This window comes from Halorhabdus tiamatea SARL4B, from assembly GCF_000470655.1.
Classification (GTDB): domain Archaea; phylum Halobacteriota; class Halobacteria; order Halobacteriales; family Haloarculaceae; genus Halorhabdus; species Halorhabdus tiamatea.
The window spans coordinates 681336-700250 of sequence record NC_021921.1; the positions used below are offsets into that span (position 1 = coordinate 681336).

15 protein-coding genes are annotated in these 18915 nt (G+C 62.6%); 5 read left to right on the top strand and 10 right to left on the bottom strand.

The features are described from left to right. Position 1 precedes the first annotated feature (1 nt). The 5 genes from HTIA_RS03560 to HTIA_RS03580 all read right to left on the bottom strand — a co-directional run bounded on the left by HTIA_RS03560 (position 2) and on the right by HTIA_RS03580 (position 6629). Positions 2 to 2695, bottom strand: a complete 2694-nt coding sequence (locus HTIA_RS03560; protein ID WP_008523521.1) for a PAS domain S-box protein — start codon at positions 2693 to 2695, stop codon at positions 2 to 4. Positions 2696 to 2813: 118 nt separating this feature from the next. Continuing rightward, positions 2814 to 3470: a fructose-6-phosphate aldolase gene (gene fsa / locus HTIA_RS03565; protein WP_008523520.1), complete on the bottom strand. Its 657-nt coding sequence runs from the start codon at positions 3468 to 3470 to the stop codon at positions 2814 to 2816. A gap of 20 nt (positions 3471 to 3490) precedes the next feature. Next, positions 3491 to 4423 (bottom strand): transketolase family protein, encoded by a 933-nt coding sequence (locus tag HTIA_RS03570; RefSeq protein WP_008523519.1) that lies wholly within the window; start codon positions 4421 to 4423, stop codon positions 3491 to 3493. Continuing rightward, a complete protein-coding gene (locus HTIA_RS03575; protein WP_008523516.1) occupies positions 4420 to 5301 on the bottom strand; it encodes a transketolase in 882 nt (293 codons plus the stop codon). Before HTIA_RS03575 ends, HTIA_RS03570 begins: the two co-directional genes overlap by 4 nt. 152 nt (positions 5302 to 5453) lie before the next feature. Beyond that, complete coding sequence (locus HTIA_RS03580) at positions 5454 to 6629, bottom strand: ABC transporter substrate-binding protein (protein WP_008523515.1); 1176 nt, start codon at positions 6627 to 6629, stop codon at positions 5454 to 5456. 209 nt (positions 6630 to 6838) lie between these two features. Between HTIA_RS03580 and HTIA_RS03585 the strand changes: the two genes are divergently transcribed. From HTIA_RS03585 to HTIA_RS03595, 3 genes are all read left to right on the top strand, one after another. Next, positions 6839 to 8296 (top strand): family 4 glycosyl hydrolase, encoded by a 1458-nt coding sequence (locus tag HTIA_RS03585; protein ID WP_008523513.1) that lies wholly within the window; start codon positions 6839 to 6841, stop codon positions 8294 to 8296. 199 nt (positions 8297 to 8495) lie between these two features. Then, positions 8496 to 9086, top strand: coding sequence for a DUF7342 family protein (locus HTIA_RS03590; RefSeq protein WP_008523511.1), 591 nt, complete (start codon positions 8496 to 8498; stop codon positions 9084 to 9086). 3 nt (positions 9087 to 9089) lie between these two features. Then, positions 9090 to 9572 (top strand): hypothetical protein, encoded by a 483-nt coding sequence (locus HTIA_RS03595; RefSeq protein WP_008523510.1) that lies wholly within the window; start codon positions 9090 to 9092, stop codon positions 9570 to 9572. A 79-nt stretch (positions 9573 to 9651) separates the two neighbouring features. Here the strand turns inward: HTIA_RS03595 and HTIA_RS03600 are convergent, their stop codons facing one another. Both HTIA_RS03600 and HTIA_RS03605 read right to left on the bottom strand, forming a co-directional pair. Further along, complete coding sequence (locus HTIA_RS03600) at positions 9652 to 12003, bottom strand: glycoside hydrolase family 3 N-terminal domain-containing protein (RefSeq protein WP_008523508.1); 2352 nt, start codon at positions 12001 to 12003, stop codon at positions 9652 to 9654. 138 nt (positions 12004 to 12141) lie between these two features. Further along, a complete protein-coding gene (locus tag HTIA_RS03605) occupies positions 12142 to 12936 on the bottom strand; it encodes an SDR family NAD(P)-dependent oxidoreductase (RefSeq protein ID WP_008523507.1) in 795 nt (264 codons plus the stop codon). A 154-nt stretch (positions 12937 to 13090) separates the two neighbouring features. Between HTIA_RS03605 and HTIA_RS03610 the strand changes: the two genes are divergently transcribed. Further along, the gene (locus HTIA_RS03610; RefSeq protein ID WP_008523506.1) at positions 13091 to 14050 is read left to right on the top strand and encodes a mannonate dehydratase; all 960 of its coding nucleotides are present in this window, start codon (positions 13091 to 13093) and stop codon (positions 14048 to 14050) included. Positions 14051 to 14130: 80 nt separating this feature from the next. Here the strand turns inward: HTIA_RS03610 and HTIA_RS03615 are convergent, their stop codons facing one another. Together HTIA_RS03615 and HTIA_RS03620 are read right to left on the bottom strand one after the other, a co-directional pair. Continuing rightward, complete coding sequence (locus HTIA_RS03615) at positions 14131 to 14718, bottom strand: hypothetical protein (protein WP_008523505.1); 588 nt, start codon at positions 14716 to 14718, stop codon at positions 14131 to 14133. A gap of 9 nt (positions 14719 to 14727) precedes the next feature. Continuing rightward, entirely contained in the window at positions 14728 to 15051 is a 324-nt protein-coding gene (locus tag HTIA_RS03620; protein WP_008523504.1) for a hypothetical protein, read from the bottom strand. Between the two features lie 338 nt (positions 15052 to 15389). Here HTIA_RS03620 and uxaC point away from each other — a divergent pair, with 338 nt between their 5' ends. Further along, positions 15390 to 16757 (top strand): glucuronate isomerase, encoded by a 1368-nt coding sequence (gene uxaC / locus HTIA_RS03625; protein ID WP_008523503.1) that lies wholly within the window; start codon positions 15390 to 15392, stop codon positions 16755 to 16757. A 594-nt stretch (positions 16758 to 17351) separates the two neighbouring features. Here uxaC and HTIA_RS03630 read toward each other — a convergent pair. Further along, on the bottom strand, positions 17352 to 18692 hold the full coding sequence (locus HTIA_RS03630) for an ISH6 family transposase (RefSeq protein ID WP_008524214.1): 1341 nt from the start codon (positions 18690 to 18692) through the stop codon (positions 17352 to 17354). Positions 18693 to 18915: the final 223 nt, after the last annotated feature.

An 18915-nucleotide genomic window follows, 5' to 3' on the forward strand; every position in this document is an offset into this window, starting at 1 on the left:
CTTACGCCTCGAGTACGTCGACGCCGGTGAATTCGAATCGCGCGCCGCCCGCCTCACGGTCCGTGACAGTGACTGTCCAGCCGTGGGCATGGGCGATCGCTTCGACGATTGCGAGCCCGAACCCAGTCCCGTCCGCCTCCGTCGAGTGGCCGGCTTCGAAGACCGTTTCGACCGCGTCGGGCGGGATGCCCGGCCCGTCGTCAGCGACGAAAAAGCCGTTCTCGAGGGGACCCACCGTGACGGCGACGTCCGCGCCGGCGTGAGCCACGGCGTTCGAGAAGAGGTTCTCCAGCAACTGTCGTAACCGCCCCGGATCGGCGCTGATCGTTCGCTCGGCCTCGACGGTGAGAGACGCCTCGGCCGTCACCACCGTCTCCCAGCTGTCGTGGGCCACCCGGGCGAGATCGACCGGCTCAGTCTCGCATGCCGCCACACCCTCGGCGGCGAGTGCCCGGAGGTCGGCGACCAGCGAGAGCGCGCGTTCGACGGCTGTCGCCACGTGTTCGAGGTGGTCGCTGTCACACTCCTCGGCGGCGAGTTCGAGCCGACTGCTCGCGACGTTCAGTGGGTTTCGGAGATCGTGGCTGACGACGTCGGCGAACTGATCGAGACGCTCGTTTTGCTGTTTCAGGCGCTGGCGGTCGCGTGTCCGCTCAGTGACGTCCCGGTAGAGCCAGAGGTTGGCTTCCCCGTCGGGCAACGTGTAGGGCACGTAGTCGCGTTCGAGAACGCGTCCATCGGCGAGTTCGAGACGCTCGCCGGTGACAGGGTCGCGCGCGTCGATCCGGTCGTCGATGCCGTCGAGAAAGCCCCGGGGATCGGCAAAGCGGTCCATGAGCGCCTCGGCGGCGCGCGTACAGTCCTGGCCGATCAGCTCCTCGGCATCGGCAGGCACGTCGAGAAGCGACGTCAGCCGGTCGTTGACCATCAGGACGTCGCGGTCGGCGTCCTCGACGAGGACACCCATCGGCAGGTTCTCGACGATCGTCCGCAAGACAGTGTTGGTCGTCTCGAGTTCGCGCTGGCGGTGCTCGCGCTCGGTGACGTCGGTGTTGATCGCGACGAAGCGCTCGATCTCGCCTGCGTCGTCGGTGACGGGCGTGATCGTCTGTTCGACGACGTACCGCTCGCCGTCGGCGTCCTCGTTGACGAGTTCGCCCTCCCACGTCTCGCCGTCGAGGATCGTCTCCCAGAGGGCGTCATAGAACGCCTCGTCGTGCTCGCCCGAGCTGAGAAGTGACGCATTCTCGCCGATCGCGTCCTCGGCGACGTAACCGGTCTGGGCCTCGAAGGCCGGGTTGACGTACTCGATGGACCCCTCGGGATCCGTCCAGTAGACCGCGTGACCAGTGTGCTCGACTGCCTGGCGGAACGCCCGGAGTTCCCGTTCGCGTTCGCTCCAGTCGGAGACGTCCGTATACCACACGTAGTTGCCGTCGGGAGCGTCGTCAAGTCCGAACGGGATGACGTGCATGAGGAACTCCCGAGTGCCCTCACGTGTGCACCGCTCGACGCGTTTCGTGATAGCCTCTCCGTCGGCGGATCGTTGGCGGAACTCGACGTGTTCGTCGTGGTGTTCCTCGGGAACGAGCACGTCAGAGACCTCCTCGCCGACGAGGGTCTCGCGATCGAACCCGAAGACGTCCTCGAAGGCGTCGTTGATGTCGGTGACGTACTGCTCGTTGCCCGCGCCGAGCGGGCGGGACGCGGCTACCGGTGTCGGCGCGTTCGCAAACAGCGCCTCCCGACGGTCACGCTCTTCGCGGCGCTGTTCGTCGATGGCGAAGGAGTCCAACGCGTGGGCGATGTCGTCCCCGAGTTCCCCTAGCAGGTCACGCTCGTCCGCGTCGAAGGGCTGTGGTTCGTCGGCATACAGCGTGAGGACGCCGTACAGCGTCTCATCGTGGGCGAGCGGGACGGCCGCAATCGACTCGAACCCGTAGGCGGTCGCGACGTCCGCCCACCGATCGAGTTCGGGATCGGCCGCGATGTTCTCCGTGACGGCGACGCGGCGCTCGCGGGCCGCCGTCCCCGCCGGCCCCTGTCCTGTCGGGCTGTCGTCGGCCGTGATCGTGATCTCCTCGAGGTAGCCATCGGCCTCGCCAGCCCTCACCCGCGGCTCGAGTCGACCCGTCTCGGCGTCGACGTCCCCGATCCACGCGAACGTGTACCGATCGGTGTCGACGATCCGCTCGCAGACGCGGGATTCGACCGCCTCGCGGGACTCCGCTCGCACGAGAATCTGATTGAGGTCACTCATGAGCGACCGGATGCGATCGAATTTCGCCGCCCGCTGCTGAGAGCGATACTGGGAAACCGCGTTGTATATCCGATTTGCGAGCAGGTCGTACTGTTCGGTCCCGCCACCTTTCTGAAGGTAATCTGTGGCCCCGGCGGTGATAGCCTCGCTCGCGACCTCCTCGCTGCCCTTGCCAGTATAGAGGATGAACGGGAGATCAGGGGACTCCACTCTGACAGCCTCGAGGAACTCGATGCCGTCCATCCCCGGCATCGCGTAATCCGAGACCAGACAGTCGAAGTGCCCCTCCGCGAGCAAATCGAGTCCCTCGCTCGCGCTCGTGGCCGTCTCGACAGTGATCTGGCCGTCGCGTTCGAGCATTTCAGCCGTCAACGCCGCCAAATCTGGCTCGTCGTCGACGTGAAGGACGGTGATCGCCGTCGAGTCTCCCGTCATTGAAGTCACCACACACTAAAATGGGCTCCCTCAAAAGACTGTGGTGATAGTTCGCAAGTGACGAGGTGGGCGGCGTTCGAGAAGCGAAGACGGCACAGACGGCGGATCGCAGGTTCCGTTACTTCAGCGCGGGACTCTCGCGGTCGCCCCAGTCGTCGAGGAAGGACTCGAGCCCGCTGTCGGTGCGGGGGTGATCGAGCATCTTCTCGGCAGTCGAGGGCGGCAGCGTCGCGATGTCCGCGCCCGCCTTGGCGACTTCCTGGACGTGGTAGGGATGGCGGATCGACGCCGCGAGGATGTCCGTCTCGAAGTCGTAGTTGTCGTAGACCTCGCGGATGTCCTCGATGAGGCCGACGCCGTCGTGGCCGTTGTCGTCGAGCCGACCGATGAACGGCGAGACCATCGTCGCGCCGTTCTTGGCGGCGACGAGGGCCTGGTTGACCGAGAACACCAGCGTGATGTTGGTCTGGACGCCCTCCGCGGTGAGCGTCTGGAGGGCTCGCATCCCGTCGCGGGTCATCGGGAGTTTGACGGCGATGTTGTCGCCCCAGGTATCGTACTCGCGGGCCTCCTCGAGCATCTCCTCGTAGTCGGTCGCGATGACCTCGACGCTGATCGGGCCGTCGACGAACTCCGTCAGTTCGTCGATGATGTCGCGATACTCCCGGTCGGTCGAGGAGACCAGCGACGGGTTCGTCGTGACCCCGTCGACCAGTCCAAGTTCGTCGGCCTTCCGTACCTCGTCGACGAAGGCTGAATCGATGTATGTACGCATAGTCAATTGTGTTAGTGGAGTTAGGCAATTAGCCCTTTCGCTGCCTCGGCGATCTCCTCGCCGGTGAAGCCGTAGTACTCGTAGAGGTCCAGCCCGTTGCCGGAGGTGCCGAACTCGTCCTCGACACCGATCCGCTTCATCGGCGTCGGGTGCTGTTCGGACAGTACCTCGGCGACGGCGCTGCCCAGGCCACCGTAGATGTTGTGGTCCTCGGCGGTGAGTATCGCACCGGTCTTTTCGGCGGATTCGACGACCAGCTCCTCGTCGAGGGGCTTGATCGTCGACATGTTGATCACGCGGGCGTCGATCCCATCGTCGGCGAGGACCTCGGCGGCCTCCTGGACGACGTGGACCATCGCGCCGTGAGCGATCAGCGTGACGTCCTCGCCCTCGCGAAGGATCTCGCCTTTGCCGATCTCGGGTTCGTACTCGTCTTCGTCGTGGATGACGGGGACGGACTCACGGATGAGTCGAAGGTAGGCGGGATCGTCGTCGTCCGCCAGGGCCGTGACGAGTGCGTTGGCCTCGACGGCGTCGGCCGGCGAGATGACGCGCAGGTTCGGCAGGCCCCGATAGGCGGAGATGTCCTCGATGGTCTGGGCGCTCGGGCCGTCCTCGCCCGTGATGACGCCGGCGTGGCTGCCGACGACGGTCACGTTGCGCTTCGGGCGGGCGATCTGCTGGCGCACCTGTTCGAAGCCGCGCTCGGAGAAGATGGCGAAGGTGTTCGCAAAGACCGGGCGGCCAGTCTCGGCGATACCGGCCGCCGTGGCGAAGAGGTCCTGCTCTGAGATACCCGTGTTAATCCAGCGTTCGGGGTACTCGTCGCGGAACCAGCCACCCCGGGTAGATTTGGCCAGGTCGGCGTCCATGACGATGAAGTCCTCGCGCTCCTCAGCCTCGCGCAGCAGGCCGTTCCCGAAGCCGTTCCGGGTCGAAATCTTCTCGCTCATTTGGTGGTCACCTCCACGGTCGCGGGGTCGAAGCCAAGTTCTTCCAAGGCCGTCTCGAACTCGTCGTCAGTCAACGCGCCGGCGTGGTAGCCGTTGGGCTGGGCCTCCATGAAGTCGATCGGGTGGCCCTTGACGGTATTTGCGATCAGGAGGCGTGGGCCGTCGGTCTCGTTGATCTCCTCGAAGGCCGCGGCGATCGACTCGAAGTCGTGGCCGTCGACCTCCCAGACGTCCCAGCCGAAGGCCTCGAACTTCTCGTCGAGCGGGTCGATTTCCATCGTCTCGGCGACGGGGAGATCGTTCTGTTTCTTGTTGCGGTCGACGATGGCGACGACGTCGAGTCCTTTCTCGCCCGCGGACATCGCCGCTTCCCAGATGTTGCCTTCCTGGGTCTCGCCGTCGCCCAGAATGGCGTAGACGTCGTAATCACGGTCGTCGAAGTCGGCACCCATCGACTGGCCGTTGGCGTAGGACAGCCCCTGGCCGAGCGATCCCGACGGGAATTCCACGCCCGGGACCTTCGGCGAGGAGTGGCCGGGCAGGGCCCCACCCAGCCGGCGGAACTCCTCGTTGGGGTCGACGTCGACGAAGTCGTAGCGATCCAGGAGCGCGTACAGAACCGGACACGCGTGACCTTTGCTGTAGACGAGACGGTCACGGTCCGGATCGTCCGGGTTCTCGGGATCGACGTTCAGTTCCTCGTTGTACAGCCAGAGCAGATACTCGACGGCCGAAAGCGAACCGCCTGGATGCCCTGACTGGGCCGCATAGACCATCTCGACGATGTCCCTGCGGACCTCCGTTGCTGTCTGGCGATACTGTTCGATGCGCTCGTCCAGATCGCCGTCTGACGTACTGATTCCAGGCAAACTTTTCACCCGCTGAGAGTTTCCCATTTCGGCAGTAAAAAGCTTCCCATTGGGCATAGAGACCGGCGAGAGAGACGGATCGTGTCCGTTTCCAAATGGCTTTTCGCAACCACGTGAACTCGTCGAATTTTCCCGGTTCGGGACGGCCGACCGTGGGGCGTTCAAGCGAGAATCTCGACGAGGCGGTCGGCGGTACTCGCGGGGTCAGGATCGGAAACGAACTCCGCCATGGTCGACTTGACCTCGATGAACTGTTCGGGATGGACCGCAAGCCCGTGGGCGATCGACGGGGGCTGTGAGGTGGCAGCATCGAAGTCGGCTCGCTGATCCTGGAGGAACGGGGTGAACTCCGAGGGATCGGTATCAGTTCGGGGCGGCATCGACCCCTTGTGACGGTTGAAGGCCGTTTGAGCCTCCCGAGAGCCGGCGTAGGCCAGGAACTCGTCGATAGCAGTCGTATCCGCCTCGGAACTCGAGGGAATGAGTGCGTCCATATTGAGCGGGTAGTCGCCGTCGGTCCCCGGAAACGGGATGGCGTCCCAGGTCTCGCCGTAGGCGTCCTGGTCGTAGGCGCTGGCCGCCCAGTCGCCCATCAGGAACAGCGCGCCCTCGTCGTCGACGAAGTGTGCGTTGGCGTCGGGCAGCGACGAGAACAGCGCGTCGTCGTTGGCGTACTCGAGATACTGAGTCAGGACGTCGAGGGTCGTCTCGATCGCGTCACGATGGCGGCCCGGATTCCCGTCGACGACCTCGCGGTACGTCCGCGCGTCGGTCTCCCCGAGAAGGATCGTCTCCCAGACGTGAATCGTTCCCCACGGATTGCGGAGTGCCATCAGGAACGGCGCAACGTCGAGCACATCGTCGAGCTGTTCGAGGACGTCGACAAACGCCCTGGGAGAAGCGGCGTCGATATCGACGCCAGCGCGTTCAACCATCTCGACGTTGTAGAACAGATTGTTGATCCGGTGGATGTTCAACGGGATCGCGTGATACGTGCCGTCGAAGCGAACCTGTTCTTTGGCACCCTCTGTAAAGACGTCCGTGAGACCGTTGTCCTCCCAGACATGAGTGATGTCCCGAAGGGCACCGGTATCGATGTACGGCTGGACGTGTTGGCCGGGCCACTCGATCCAGGCGTCCGGCGCCCGTTCCTGGAGAATCCGGATCTTGACCCGGATAGAGAGATCGTCGGCCGAGGTCGTCGTCTCCTCGACAGTGTAGGACGTTCGCCGCTCGTAGCCGTCGACGAGCGCGTTCAGCGCCGCGCCGCCCCACTCAGCCCCCACTAGTTGGTGTAAGAGTTCAAACCGCGTCTGGGCCGGTTCGGTCTGTGCCATACGCCGGACGTATATCCCCGACCCCCTTAAGGGTATGTCCATCAACGGCCGATCCATGACGGTCGCGACGGTCAATTACGTGGTATCGCGCCACAGAGCCCGTCCGCTGTCCGTCGGTTGTGTAACCATTACGAACAATCCTTTCCGATTTTCGAAAACACTAAGAGAGCGGATAGTCACCAGCTATCCGGAGTCCCAGGCAACACACAATGACGGAATCAGTACACGGCGTACAGGCGGAGGGTATCGACACCGACGACGTGACGATCGCCTACATCGGCGGCGGGAGCCGCGAGTGGGCACCGAAGCTGTTCCGGGACCTCGCACTCTCGGACCTCTCGGGGGAGGTGCGGCTACACGACATCGACCACGAGAGCGCCGAGCGCAACGCCGAGTTCGGCAACTGGGTCCAGAATCGCGACGAAGTCCAAGCCGACTGGGAGTACGAGGCTGTCGCGGACCGCGACGAGGCACTTGCGGGCGCTGACGTCGTGATCCTCTCGACGCAGTACAACCCGGCCGAAACCTTCGTCCACGACCTCGACATCCCGAAGGACCACGGCATCTACGGCGCAGTCGCCGCCACCATCGGCCCGGGCGGGATCTTCCGGGCGATGCGGACGATCCCGGTCTACCGTGAGTTCGCCGCCTCGATCCGCGAGCAGTGTCCCGACGCCTGGGTGTTCAACTTCACCAATCCGGTCCACTTCGTCACCCGCGCACTGTACGACGAGTACCCCGACATCAACGCGGTCGGCTTCTGTCACGAGGTGCTGTGGACTCGCCATCACCTCACGAAGATCGTCGAGGAAGAACTCGGCGAGGAGGCCGAGCGGTCGGACATCTCTGTCAACGTCAAGGGCATCAATCACTTCACGTGGATCGAGGAGGCCCGGTACAAGGGCCGGGACCTCTGGCCGCTGCTCGAAGACCTGGTCGACACCGACCGCGCCAACCGCGAGTTCACGCCCGAAGATCTCGAAGACGACTCGCCGTTCACCGACAAACAGCAGGTCACCTGGGAACTGTTCCGACGCTTTGGTGTCCTTCCCGCGGCGGGCGACCGCCACATCGTCGAGTACGCGACATCCTTCCTCGTTGGCGGCAAGGAGGGACTCAACCGCTGGGGCGTCAAGCGGACCACCAGCGACTACCGCGCGAAACACTGGAACCCCGCCGAGTCGGACCAGACCACCAACGTCGAGGCCTGGATGGACGGCGACCGGGAGTTCGAACTCTACCACTCGAACGAGATCTTCGACGACATGGTCGCGGCACTCGGCGGCGAGGACACGATGGTCGCGAACGTCAACATGCCCAACGAGGGCCAGGTCACTGACATCGAGGACGGAGCCGTCGTCGAAACGAACGCAGTCATCCGCGAGGGCGAGATCAAGCCGACCACCGCCGGCGGGTTCCCCCGCCCGGTCCGGTCGATGATAAACGGCCACGTCGACACGATCGAGGCGATCATCGAAGCCTCCCGCACCGGCGACGTCGATGAAGCCTTCGCCGGCTTCCTGCTCGACCAGCAGGTCCGGACGCTCCAGACCGAGGAGGCCCACGAGATGTTCGCCGAACTCGTCGCCGCCGAAGAAGAGTATCTCCAGGACTGGGATCTCGAAGGATCCAGCGTGCTGGCGGAAGCCGACGCCTACGACGGGTAACGAGCGCTCGCTTCGGTTTCAAGCGACGCCCCCGATCGAAGACTGGACGGCCCCCAGCGGGTCACCACGATTTATGCCGTCAGTCCGTGATGATTCGAAACCCCGTATGAATCTCGAGGTGAGGAATGGCAGAACGAGAGGCGAGTAGAGTATAGAACTTCACCAAAGTATTATTTTACCCCAGACAGTAGCTGGTCGCATGAACGATCAAAATCAGCCGGACGAATTTGCGGACGTCAACGAGGTGGTCGAAGACGAGTGGGAGGCCGAGACGACTCCCTACGAACGCATCCGGCACGTCGTCGCCCACGCGTACTCCCCTGTCTCGGCTGATGCAGTCGCCGAAGACGCGCTAACAACCCCGAAGACGGCGCGAAAACACCTGGATGCGCTCGCCGAGGAGGGGTTCGTCGAGACGTCGCCCGGCGAGCATGGCGGAACGTTGTATCGCCGGTCCCCGGAATCACTCGTCGTCGAACAGGCCGCGGACATCCTCGAGCACAGTAGGACTGACGAACTCGCCACGCGGGTCACTGAGATGCGCGAGCGACTCAACGAGTACCGCACCGAGTACGGCGTCGATTCCCCGGAAGAACTCGCTGTCGAGCGGACGAATCAAACGCTTACCGAGTCTGATTCCCCCCAGGAGGAGGTCGATCCGGAAACAGTCCGTGACTGGAAAACCCTCCGTCGAAACCTCGCGTTCGCGAACGCTGCCCTCTCGATCGGGACCGCCGAGCGCTTCGTCGGCGAGGACGACCACACGACTGACGAGAGCAGTCCCGCCTGAGAGATGGCTGACCCAACCGATCAGGCGGAACACCATCGCCTTCGCGGAGCGATTGATCGCCCGGCACTGCTCACCATCCGGGATATCGTCGAGGAGATGGAACCGCTCGCGACGGCCCGACTCGACGACTACCTCGATCCAGCAGTCCTTGAAGTCACTCTCGACGACGGACTCTGTAAGGCAGACAGTGCACGGATCGATATCCGATGGACGACACGGGGAGACTATGCATTCCACTATACGGACACGGAAGGGGTGAACCTCCGCTGGGGGAAGCACCCCCACGGGGGCGAATACAGACGTGTCGATGGACTCGAACACCATCACCCACCGCCGGATGCGAGTTCCGATCCTGACGAGGTCCAGGACTCCTGCATCACACAGTCTTCGGAGGCACTCGTCACCCGTGCCGTCCTCAAACTCTGGCGGGTGGCCTACCACACCGACGCATACAAACCTCTCAACGCGGGGAGCAACCCGCCATAGGACAGTACGCAGATATCCGTCTCGTTCTTCCCCGTTAAACCAAAACGTAGAGTCGGCTTCAAGACCCGCCGAAGGCGATCTATTCCACCGTATCGACGCTCGTCTCCGTAAGATACGTCCGAGCGGACCGCGGGACGACCTTCGTGTCCGTGACCTCGAAATCAGCAGTGTCGACGATCTCGGCGGCGGATTTCCCGACGCGGAGTTCGTAGGGGCCTTCCTCGACGGCGAGGTTCATATCGAGATCGTGGTACGCGAGCTGGGTCGCGTCGAAGGAGAACGTGACGCGCTTGGTTTCGCCGGGTTCGAGGTGGACACGTTCGAAGCCGAGCAGTTCCTGGACGGGACGGGCCTGGCTCGGGTTCTCGGCGTGCTGGTAGAGCTGGACGACGTCGTCACCGGCGACGTCACCTGCATTGGTCACCGTGACGCTCGCGGTGAGCGTCCCCATCGGCGCGACCGTCTCGGCGTCGACTTCGAGATCGCCGTACTCAAAGTCGGTGTAGGAGAGCCCATAGCCGAAGGAGTACAGCGGTTCGCCGTCCATGTAGACGTGCTCCTCGTTGGCAGAGTTGGGCTTGCGGCTGTAGTAGACCGGCTGCTGGCCGACGGATTTGGGAACCGACACCGGCAGGTGCCCGCTCGGGTTGTACTCGCCGAAGAGCACGTCCGCGATGGCGGTGCCGCCTTCCTGACCCGGCAGCCAGGCGTGCAGCAAGGCCGGGACGCTCTCGGCTATCTCCGGGATCGCGTGGGGTTTACCGCTGACCTGGACGACGATGAGTGGCGTGTCAGTCTCGGCGAGACGGTCGACCAGCGCTTCCTGAACGCCCGGTAGCTCGAGGTCCGTGACGTCACAGTTCTCGCCGCTGGTCGGGACATCGGGCAGTTCGGCCGGGTTCTCACGGTCCGCGAAGTCGATGTCCGAGCGCGCGCCGACGCAGGCGACGGCCAGGTCCGCGTCGGCGACGGTCTCCTCGGCAGCATCGAACCCGTCAGTCGAGGGGCCGGTCATCGTCGCACCCTCGACGTACTCGACGTCGAAGCCGGCCGTCTCGCCCCTTGCCTCGAGCGCATCCCGTGGCGTGACAGACTCGAAGTCACCGGCTTCCTCGGTGTCGAAGCGGGCAGCGTGGGTGTAATCGCCGACCTGTGCCCGGCCGTCGTCGGCCTGCGGGCCGACGAGCGCGACCGAGTCCAACTCCCCACCTGCCAGCGGCAGGAGGCCATCGTTCTCCAGCAGCGTGATCGACTCGCGAGCGGCCCGAGCGGCGAGTTCGGTTTGCTCGTCAGTGTCGAAGGGCTCGGTGGCAGCATCGGGGTCGACGTAGGGGTCGTCGAACACGCCGGACTCGATCTTCGCCCGGAGCACTCGACGGACAGCGGTGTCGACCGTCGCCTCGCTTAACTCGCCGTCCTCGACGGCCTTGCGGAGGTTCTCGTCATAACAGTCGGTCGCCGGGAGTTCGACGTCCAGACCCGCCTCCAGGGCGGCGACGCCGGCCTCGCGCTGGGTGTCGGCGATGCCGTGCTCTTCCTTGAGCAAGTCGACGCTGAAGTAGTCCGCGACGACGTGGCCGTCGAAGCCCCACTCGCCACGGAGGACGTCCGTCAGCAGCCACTCGGAACTCGCACACGGCACGCCGTCGATGTCGTGATAGGCGTTCATCACGGCCCTGGCGTCGGCTTCCTGAATCGCGACCTCGAAGGGGTAGAGGTGGACCTCCCGGAGTTCGCGCTCGCCGATCTGGACCGACGAGCGGTTCTTGCCACCCTCGCCGCTGCCGTGGGCCGCGAAGTGCTTCAGCGTCGCGTCGATCCCCTCGCCATCACTCTGGAGTCCGGCGACGTAGGCGGCACCCAGCGCCCCGACGAGCTGTGGGTCCTCGCCGTAGGTCTCCTCGACGCGGCCCCACCGCATGTCCCGGGAGACATCGAGCACGGGCGAGAGGGCTTGCACCGTTCCCACGGCATCGAGTCGGGTCCGGATCGAGTCCGTGATCGATTCGACGAGCGCCGGCGACCAGGTGCTCGCCAGCCCGATCGACTGCGGGAATATGGTGCCACCCGGGCCCCGATAGCCGGTCAGACACTCCTCGTGTTCGATCGCTGGGATCCCCAGGCGCGTCTCCTCGACGAGGTATCGCTGGAGTTCGTTGATCGTCTCGGCCGCGTCTTCGGGGTCGAGAAGGCCCTGACTGGCGACCTGGGTCAGATGGCCGATCCCATCGCCGAGGTACTCCTCGACGACGTCCTCGACGAGTTCGCCGTCGTCGTCGAGCATCTCCTTCTCGGGAATCGTCCCGATCTGTCGTGGGGTGACCGAGCCGAGCTGGGCGGCTTTCTCCTCGAGGGTCATCTCCGCGAGCAACGCGTCGATCCGGCGCTCGGTCGGTGCCGTCGAGTCCTGAAGAATGTCAGAATCAGTCATCGGAATACCGTCCAGTAGTGCTCGGGTGGAGCCATTCAACGTTTCGGAACGTACACACCCACAATCACAAGCAGCACACAGAAATCGAACAGATGTCGACGCGAAGCAGTCCGTCCGACGGGGTACTCGAACAGGTTCTCAGGGCTCGCGGTACCCCCAGCCGTCGGCGCTCCAGCCGCCGTCGGCGTGGAGGACTTCGCCAGTGACGAAGTGATCGTCGCGGGCAAGGAAGAGAATGTTCTCGGCCATCTCCTCGGGCGTCCCGTAGCGACCGACCGGCGTCCGTCGGCGGATGTCCTCGTTGGAGTAGTCGGCGGAGTCCTGGGTCTGTTCGGTGATGTCGGTGTAGATATATCCCGGGGCCAGCGCGTTCACGTAGATGTCCTCGCTGGCCCACTCGATCGCGAGCGTCCGCGTGAGGTTGATGACGCCGCCCTTCGAGGCGTTGTACGGCGAGCGCTTCTGGAGGCCCATCTGGCCCATCATCGACGCCATGTTGACGATCGAGCCGCCCTCCTCCTGTTCGAGCATCTGCTGACCCGCGATCTTCGAGCCGATGAACACGCCCGTGAGGTTGACGTCGATAACCCACCGCCAGTCGTCGATGTCCATCTCCTCGGCGGGGGCGATCTTGGTCACGCCCGCGTTGTTGACCATCACGTCCAGCGAGCCGTACTCGGAGACAGTGGCGTCGACGGCGACCTGAACGTCCTCGACCTCGGAGACGTCGGTCTCGACGTACTTGGCCTCGCCGTCGTGGTCAGCCGCGTTGATGACCTCGTGGGTCGGCGTCCCGCCGGTCTGTGGTTCCTCCTGAATGTCGGCGACGGTGACGTTCGCGCCCGCTTCCCCGAAGCGTTTCGCGATCGCGCGTCCGATTCCCGACGACGCCCCGGTGACAACGACTGCGCTGTCTGCAAACTGGTCTGTCATGGTTTTCCTCGTCTAATGGCAAACCAGAAGCTCACTTCAAGCCGTCGATGCGGCCTCCGTGATGGTGTTTCGGTCGTCCCGAAAACCGGATCTCGGTGGCTGCATCGGCGGGTATAGCGAAAGATAAAATTGTCCACGTTCGAAAGTCGCGGTCATGGACACCGCACTAATGCTTCCCCCGCGTCCCGACGAGCGCTGGACTTTCGCCAAGCAGCTCGGCGTCGACACCGCAGTCGTGCGCTTCTGGGGCGTCGAGGGCGAGTGGTGGGACTACGACACCTTGATGCAGACCAAGAGTCGCTTCGAGGACCACGGCTTCGACCTCGACGTCGTCGAGGACCGCCCGCCGATGGAGAAGACAGTGCTGGGTAAGGAGGGCCGCGACGAGGAGATCGAGGCCGTCAAGCAACTCCTCCGAAACATGGGCCGGCTCGACATCGACGTCTACAGCTGGGTGTGGACGGAACTCCCCCTTGGCGTCATCCGGACCTCGGACTCGCTGCCCGGTCGCGGCGGCTCCAAGCGGATCGGCTACGATCACAAGTGGATGGAGCAGGCTGAGGATCACCCCGAGGCCGGCATCACCGAGGAAGAGCTTTGGGACAACCTGGAATACTTCCTGAACGAAGTCGTGCCCGTCGCCGAGGAAGCCGGCGTCAAGATGGCGCTGCATCCCGACGACCCGCCGCTGTCACCGATCCGCGGCGTCCCGCGAATCGTCACCTCTCTCGAAGATTACGAGCGGATTTTGGACCTCTATGACAGCCCGAACCACGGCGTCAACTTCTGTCAGGGGAACTTCGGGGCGATGGAAGTCGATACCGACGAAGCCATCGAGGCCCTCGGCGAGAAGATCCACTTCGTTCACTTCCGGGACGTCGAGGGGACGCCCGACTCCTTCGCTGAGACCTGGCACGACGACGGGCCGACGGACATGCTCTCGACGATGCAGACCTACGCTGACGTCGGCTTTGATGGGCCGGTCCGGCCGGATCACGTCCCGCGGATGGTCGGCGAGGAGGACCGCGAGGAGACGATGGCCGGCTACACCGACATGGGCCGGCTGTTCGCCGTCGGCTACATGAAGGGGCTGCTCGAAGCCGTCGAGGAGTGAGGAAATGCGGTTCCACGAAAGTGCGGTGCAATGAGAGTAGCGGAGATCTGAAAAGCGAAGGACACCGCTGACTGGTCACGCTACAGCAGGACTGCTGAAACGCTGATAATCGACAAAATAAATCCAAAAATAACGGCGATATTCAACAATACGGACTTTTTGCTCGGTGTTCCCCGCCCCATCTTCTTCGCGTGTTCGTATGCAGTCCGGAAGTGTTTGATGCTGTCTTCGAGCGAATTCGCCTTTGTCTCTCTCCCACGGCTCATTCGATTCGATATTTTGTCCTCCCTCTCGTTGAACTCCTCGTCGCTCATGTGCTCCAGCAGAGCAATCCTATATACGCTCTCGGGTAACCTGCTGCTGTACGTCTCTTCGAGTTCCTTTTCAGTAGCAGATTGTGCGCTGTCATATGCTGCCCGTTTGATGTGGGCCTCCATCTCCCCCAAGTTCTCCCGTGCTTTCGGTATGTCCCCGTCATCAATATTCTGAAAGATTTTGCTCATATGATCTAGCGCATCCCGGAAGTTAGTCATAGCTAACCAGTTGTGTTCGCCACGAACCTCCTCAGCCCATATGTGAGTCTTTTTCGCCTGTGTGTACGGTTCGTCTAAGATACGTTGAACTTCAGATAGTACCTCCTCTTCGTCTTCGGGCGGATCTGCAGACATACAATTGAATTATAAGCCGAGTTTTTCTTCGACGACTCGCTTCCGGTGTTGCAGCTCTTCCCTACTGACTGTTTTGAGACGGTCAGAGTCTCGATACCCCTCACGTGCACCGCGTGGATGGTACGGTTTGTGAATCTCAGTGCCGAGCTGCTCGTCGATCTCGCCCATACTCATCTCTTCCAGTTCCGCTACAGAAACATTCAATTCCGATGCGGTCTCTCGGACGAGGTCGTCGAAGAACTCCTCGGAACTCATAGAATCGAAATCAATGTCCTCTGCCACCGTCTTCTCGCTGTTTTCTTCATCGGTGGCATCATCAAAGAGTAACGTCATTGTGTGAATTAAGTGGACAATAGTTTTGTATGCCTTTCGGTATCCTCCGACGCCGAGTTGCCCCTCCCTACACCCATCTTTGGGCCAAAATCCGGGGTTTCCGCACAATTCATATACTCACGGGCACACGGCGATGACACTTAAAAATTTCCCGGGAATCGACGCGTGAGCCCTGCTGCAAGGGGACGAGCGGAGTGCAGTACGTTCACAGCATGAGACGTTCCCGTCACTCACACTGCCAAGAGATTCCCCCGGCTTGCGTCCATTCGATCTGCGACCGCCTCGTAAGGCAATGCAGTCTCGTAACTACTTACTTCGGGGGCATCCGAAGTGACGACATGGCGTTCCTCGAGGACGACTACTTACTGGAGACTGACGCGGCACTCGAACTGTACGACCACATCGCCGATCGACCGATCGTCGATCCCCACAACCACATCGATCTGGCGGAGATCCTCACAAACGACACCTGGGACGACATCTGGGCGGTCGAGGGCGCGACCGACCACTACGTCTGGCAACTCATGCGCAAGCGCGGCGTCCCCGAGGCGAAGATCACCGGCGACGCCGCCAACCGCGAGAAGTGGGACGCCCTGGCCGAGACGCTGCCGATGATGGCCGGCAACCCGACCTACGAGTGGCTCCACCTCGACCTCAAGCGCCGCTTTGGCATCGACAAGGAGGTCACGCCGGAGACCGCCGACGAAATCTGGGAAGAAACGAAGGCCCAACTCCAGACCGACGAGATGCGCCCCCAGGCAGTCCTCCGGGAGATGGACGTCGAGATCATCTGCTCGACCGACGATCCGACCTCCCGACTTGAGGCCCACGAGCGATTCGCCGAGGAGGTCGACGGCGTCGAACTCCATCCCACGTTCCGGCCCGACCGGGGGATGAAGATCGACAACGCGGAGTGGGCGACCTTCGTCGAGGAGCTGGACGCGGTCACCGAGGCCGACGTTTCCACCTTCGATGGCTTTCTCTCCGCATTCGAGGAACAACACCACTACTTCCGCGAACACGGCTGCAAAGCCTGTGACATCGGGACGGGGACGAACCCCCATTCGAAGCCCGTCAGCCAGGAACGGGCGGCGGAGATCTACGACGCCGCCCGCCGCGGTGAGAACCTCGATCCGGCGGCCGTCGAGGACTTCTGGGCGTTCATGCTCGAGTTCATCGGCGAGTTGAACGCCGAGGCGGGGTGGGTCACCCAGCTCCACGTCGGGGCCGTCCGGGACTACCGCGAGTCGCTGTTCGAGGACGTCGGCATCAACGCCGGCGGCGATGTCGCGACCCAGGACGTCGACATCGTCGCGGACCTCGATCACTTCCTCGATGCCTTCGACGGCGAGATGGAGATCGTCCTCTACACGCTCGATCCGACCCACTACCCGAGCGCGACCGTCGTCGCCCGGGCGTACCCGAACCTCTCGATCGGCCCGGCCTGGTGGTTCCACGACTCGCCGATGGGCATCGAAGAACAACTCGAAGAAGTCGCCTCGATCGACCTGCTGGCCAACCACGCCGGGATGGTCAGCGACTCCCGGAAGCTGGTCTCCTACGGCTCCCGCTTTGAGGTGTTCCGCCGCTCGCTCGCGAACGTCGTCGGGCGGATGGTCGACCGCGGCCAGCTGTCGATGGAACGCGGCAAGGACCTCGTCGATCACCTGGCGTACGATCGGCCGAAGGAGCTCTACGGGTTCTGAAGAGATTATCCGCAGAGACTCCGAGTAGTTGTAACGATGCAATCAGTCACTGGGCTGTTTTGATTTAGGACGAAAAATACCAATAGTGGCTGGGATATTTGAGGTGATTCCGCTGGCGGCTCCTGTTTTTCTATTTCGAATACAGTACGGGTCTTTAGGCGCCTGATTTCGGAACGTAAACGATCGCTACCGCGAAGCGGTGAAAGCCCTCACCCGCTCGTGGCCGCTGCGTGACATATTCTCGCTCGCTCCGCTCACTCGAATAGAGGTCACGCAGCGGCCACGAGACGGATTCGCCCTTTCATTCCACCAAGCAGACTATAGCCGCAGACCGGCTATGCAACCGAATTCCTGGTGGAATGAAAGGGCGAGGATCGGTCGCGAGCCGAAACGACGCAAGCACCGGAGCGACCGAACGAAGTGAGAGAGTGAGGAGCGCAGCGAGCGCGTGGCCGAGCGTAGCGAGGCCACGGTTGCTCGAACGGTGAGCGAAGCGAGCCGTGAGAGTTGCAGGCCGCGAGCGGTCCGAGGGCTTTCGACGATTTTTGAATAAAGTCACTATACCGCCACAAATTGGTCGTGTCGCAAAGCGGTCTAGAGTTTGCCTCTGGTACTCTCAATTGAGAGGTCACAGCTCATTGCTGTTTTGGTCGATCGCTGGAGCAGTTCATCAAGGAACGCCTGGTAGTGCTCTGGATCAGCGTACTTCACCAGCCGAAGCTGGAGTATCGCCTCTAATCCCTCCGTTGTCCAGCGCATCCACTGGTTCTTGCATCGCTTGCTGACTTCGCCCATCAGCCGTTCGACGGGGTTCGAGGTCCACGGCACCTCGAACCCCTCGACAGCCTGCTCGGCAAACGTCACGATCGACGGCACCCACCGCCGAAGATACCCCGCAGCCTTCTCTGACCCGTACTGATCCAACTGCCACGCTGTCTTCTCGATACGCTCGGTCGTTCGCGCGATCCGCTCGCGGATCGCCGCGAACTCCTCTTCCGGCCGGTGCTTGGCGACCGAATTCTTCAGATGGAACACCTCGTCGATCACCTCCGAGACGATCTCGTTTCGTCGATCCAAGGAGAACACGCCGTCGTCCCAGAGGTTGTAGTCCAGTGTTCGGCCGACGTGGACGAGATCAAGTTGGTGATTGCGATTTTCGTCGGTAAAGGCCGTGACCATACCCTCCTCAGCGTCACTGACGACCGTCGCGTCGTCAGTGACTGCGTCGATGTCGTCGAGGTCGGCGGCTGTCTCGTCCCAGTCAGCGTTGACCGAGAGATCCAGCAGGGAGCGGGACTCCTCGGCAGTATCTTTGCCGAGCGTGGCTTGGACGGAGTGGTACGAGCGGTCGTCGTCTTGACTGTGACACTTCGTGGCGTCAGGAATAACCGCATCAGCGTCTGTGTCAGCGACACAGTCTGGAAGGAACTGTTTGAGCTTGCTGCCGTATTCTCTGGCGCGGCGGTTGATCGTGGTCGGCGACGGCATCTCCGAGAGGATGCCGTCGCCGTGGTCAGCGGCGTCACGATAGCTGAGCGAGGTAGCGAGATCGACGCTCTTGGCCGCAATGTCCTGCTGATAACGGTTTTCTCCGTCGAAGCTAAGAACATCTTCGACGGGGCGGAAGTAGCTGGGTTCGTCGTGGTCAGCGGCGGTATCTTCGACGTAGTGAAGGTCGAATTCGTGCTCACCGGCGGTTGTGACGGCCGTGCGGGTATCGGTACCGGCGCGTTGGTAGCGCTGGTCACCGTTGCCGTGGGCGTGTTTTTCACCACAGAGCGCCTCGACGCGAGCCGCGTCGAGGCTCTCGACGAGTCCTTCGAGAAGAACTGATTCGATGTTCTGATCGGTGATGAACTCGGCAAGCGTGGCCAGCGGTATCGTTTTGTCGTCGTCGATGCTAACGGTCAACCGCACGTCGATTGTGGCGTGCATGGGGCACCTCTCGGAGTGGACACCAGAGGCGTCCCCTTCCTCAGGGGAGTCAGTTACTGAACTCTAGAGGACTTTGCGACACGACCCACAAATTGAGCGTCTAAACAAGGCTCAGACCGAATCGCCTCATTGATTGCTCCGGTAACTGGCTGCCGTCCACGACCGTCTTGAGTTGATCTATAGCATCGATTCAACCGAATAAATTATGAGTCCGGTCTGATAT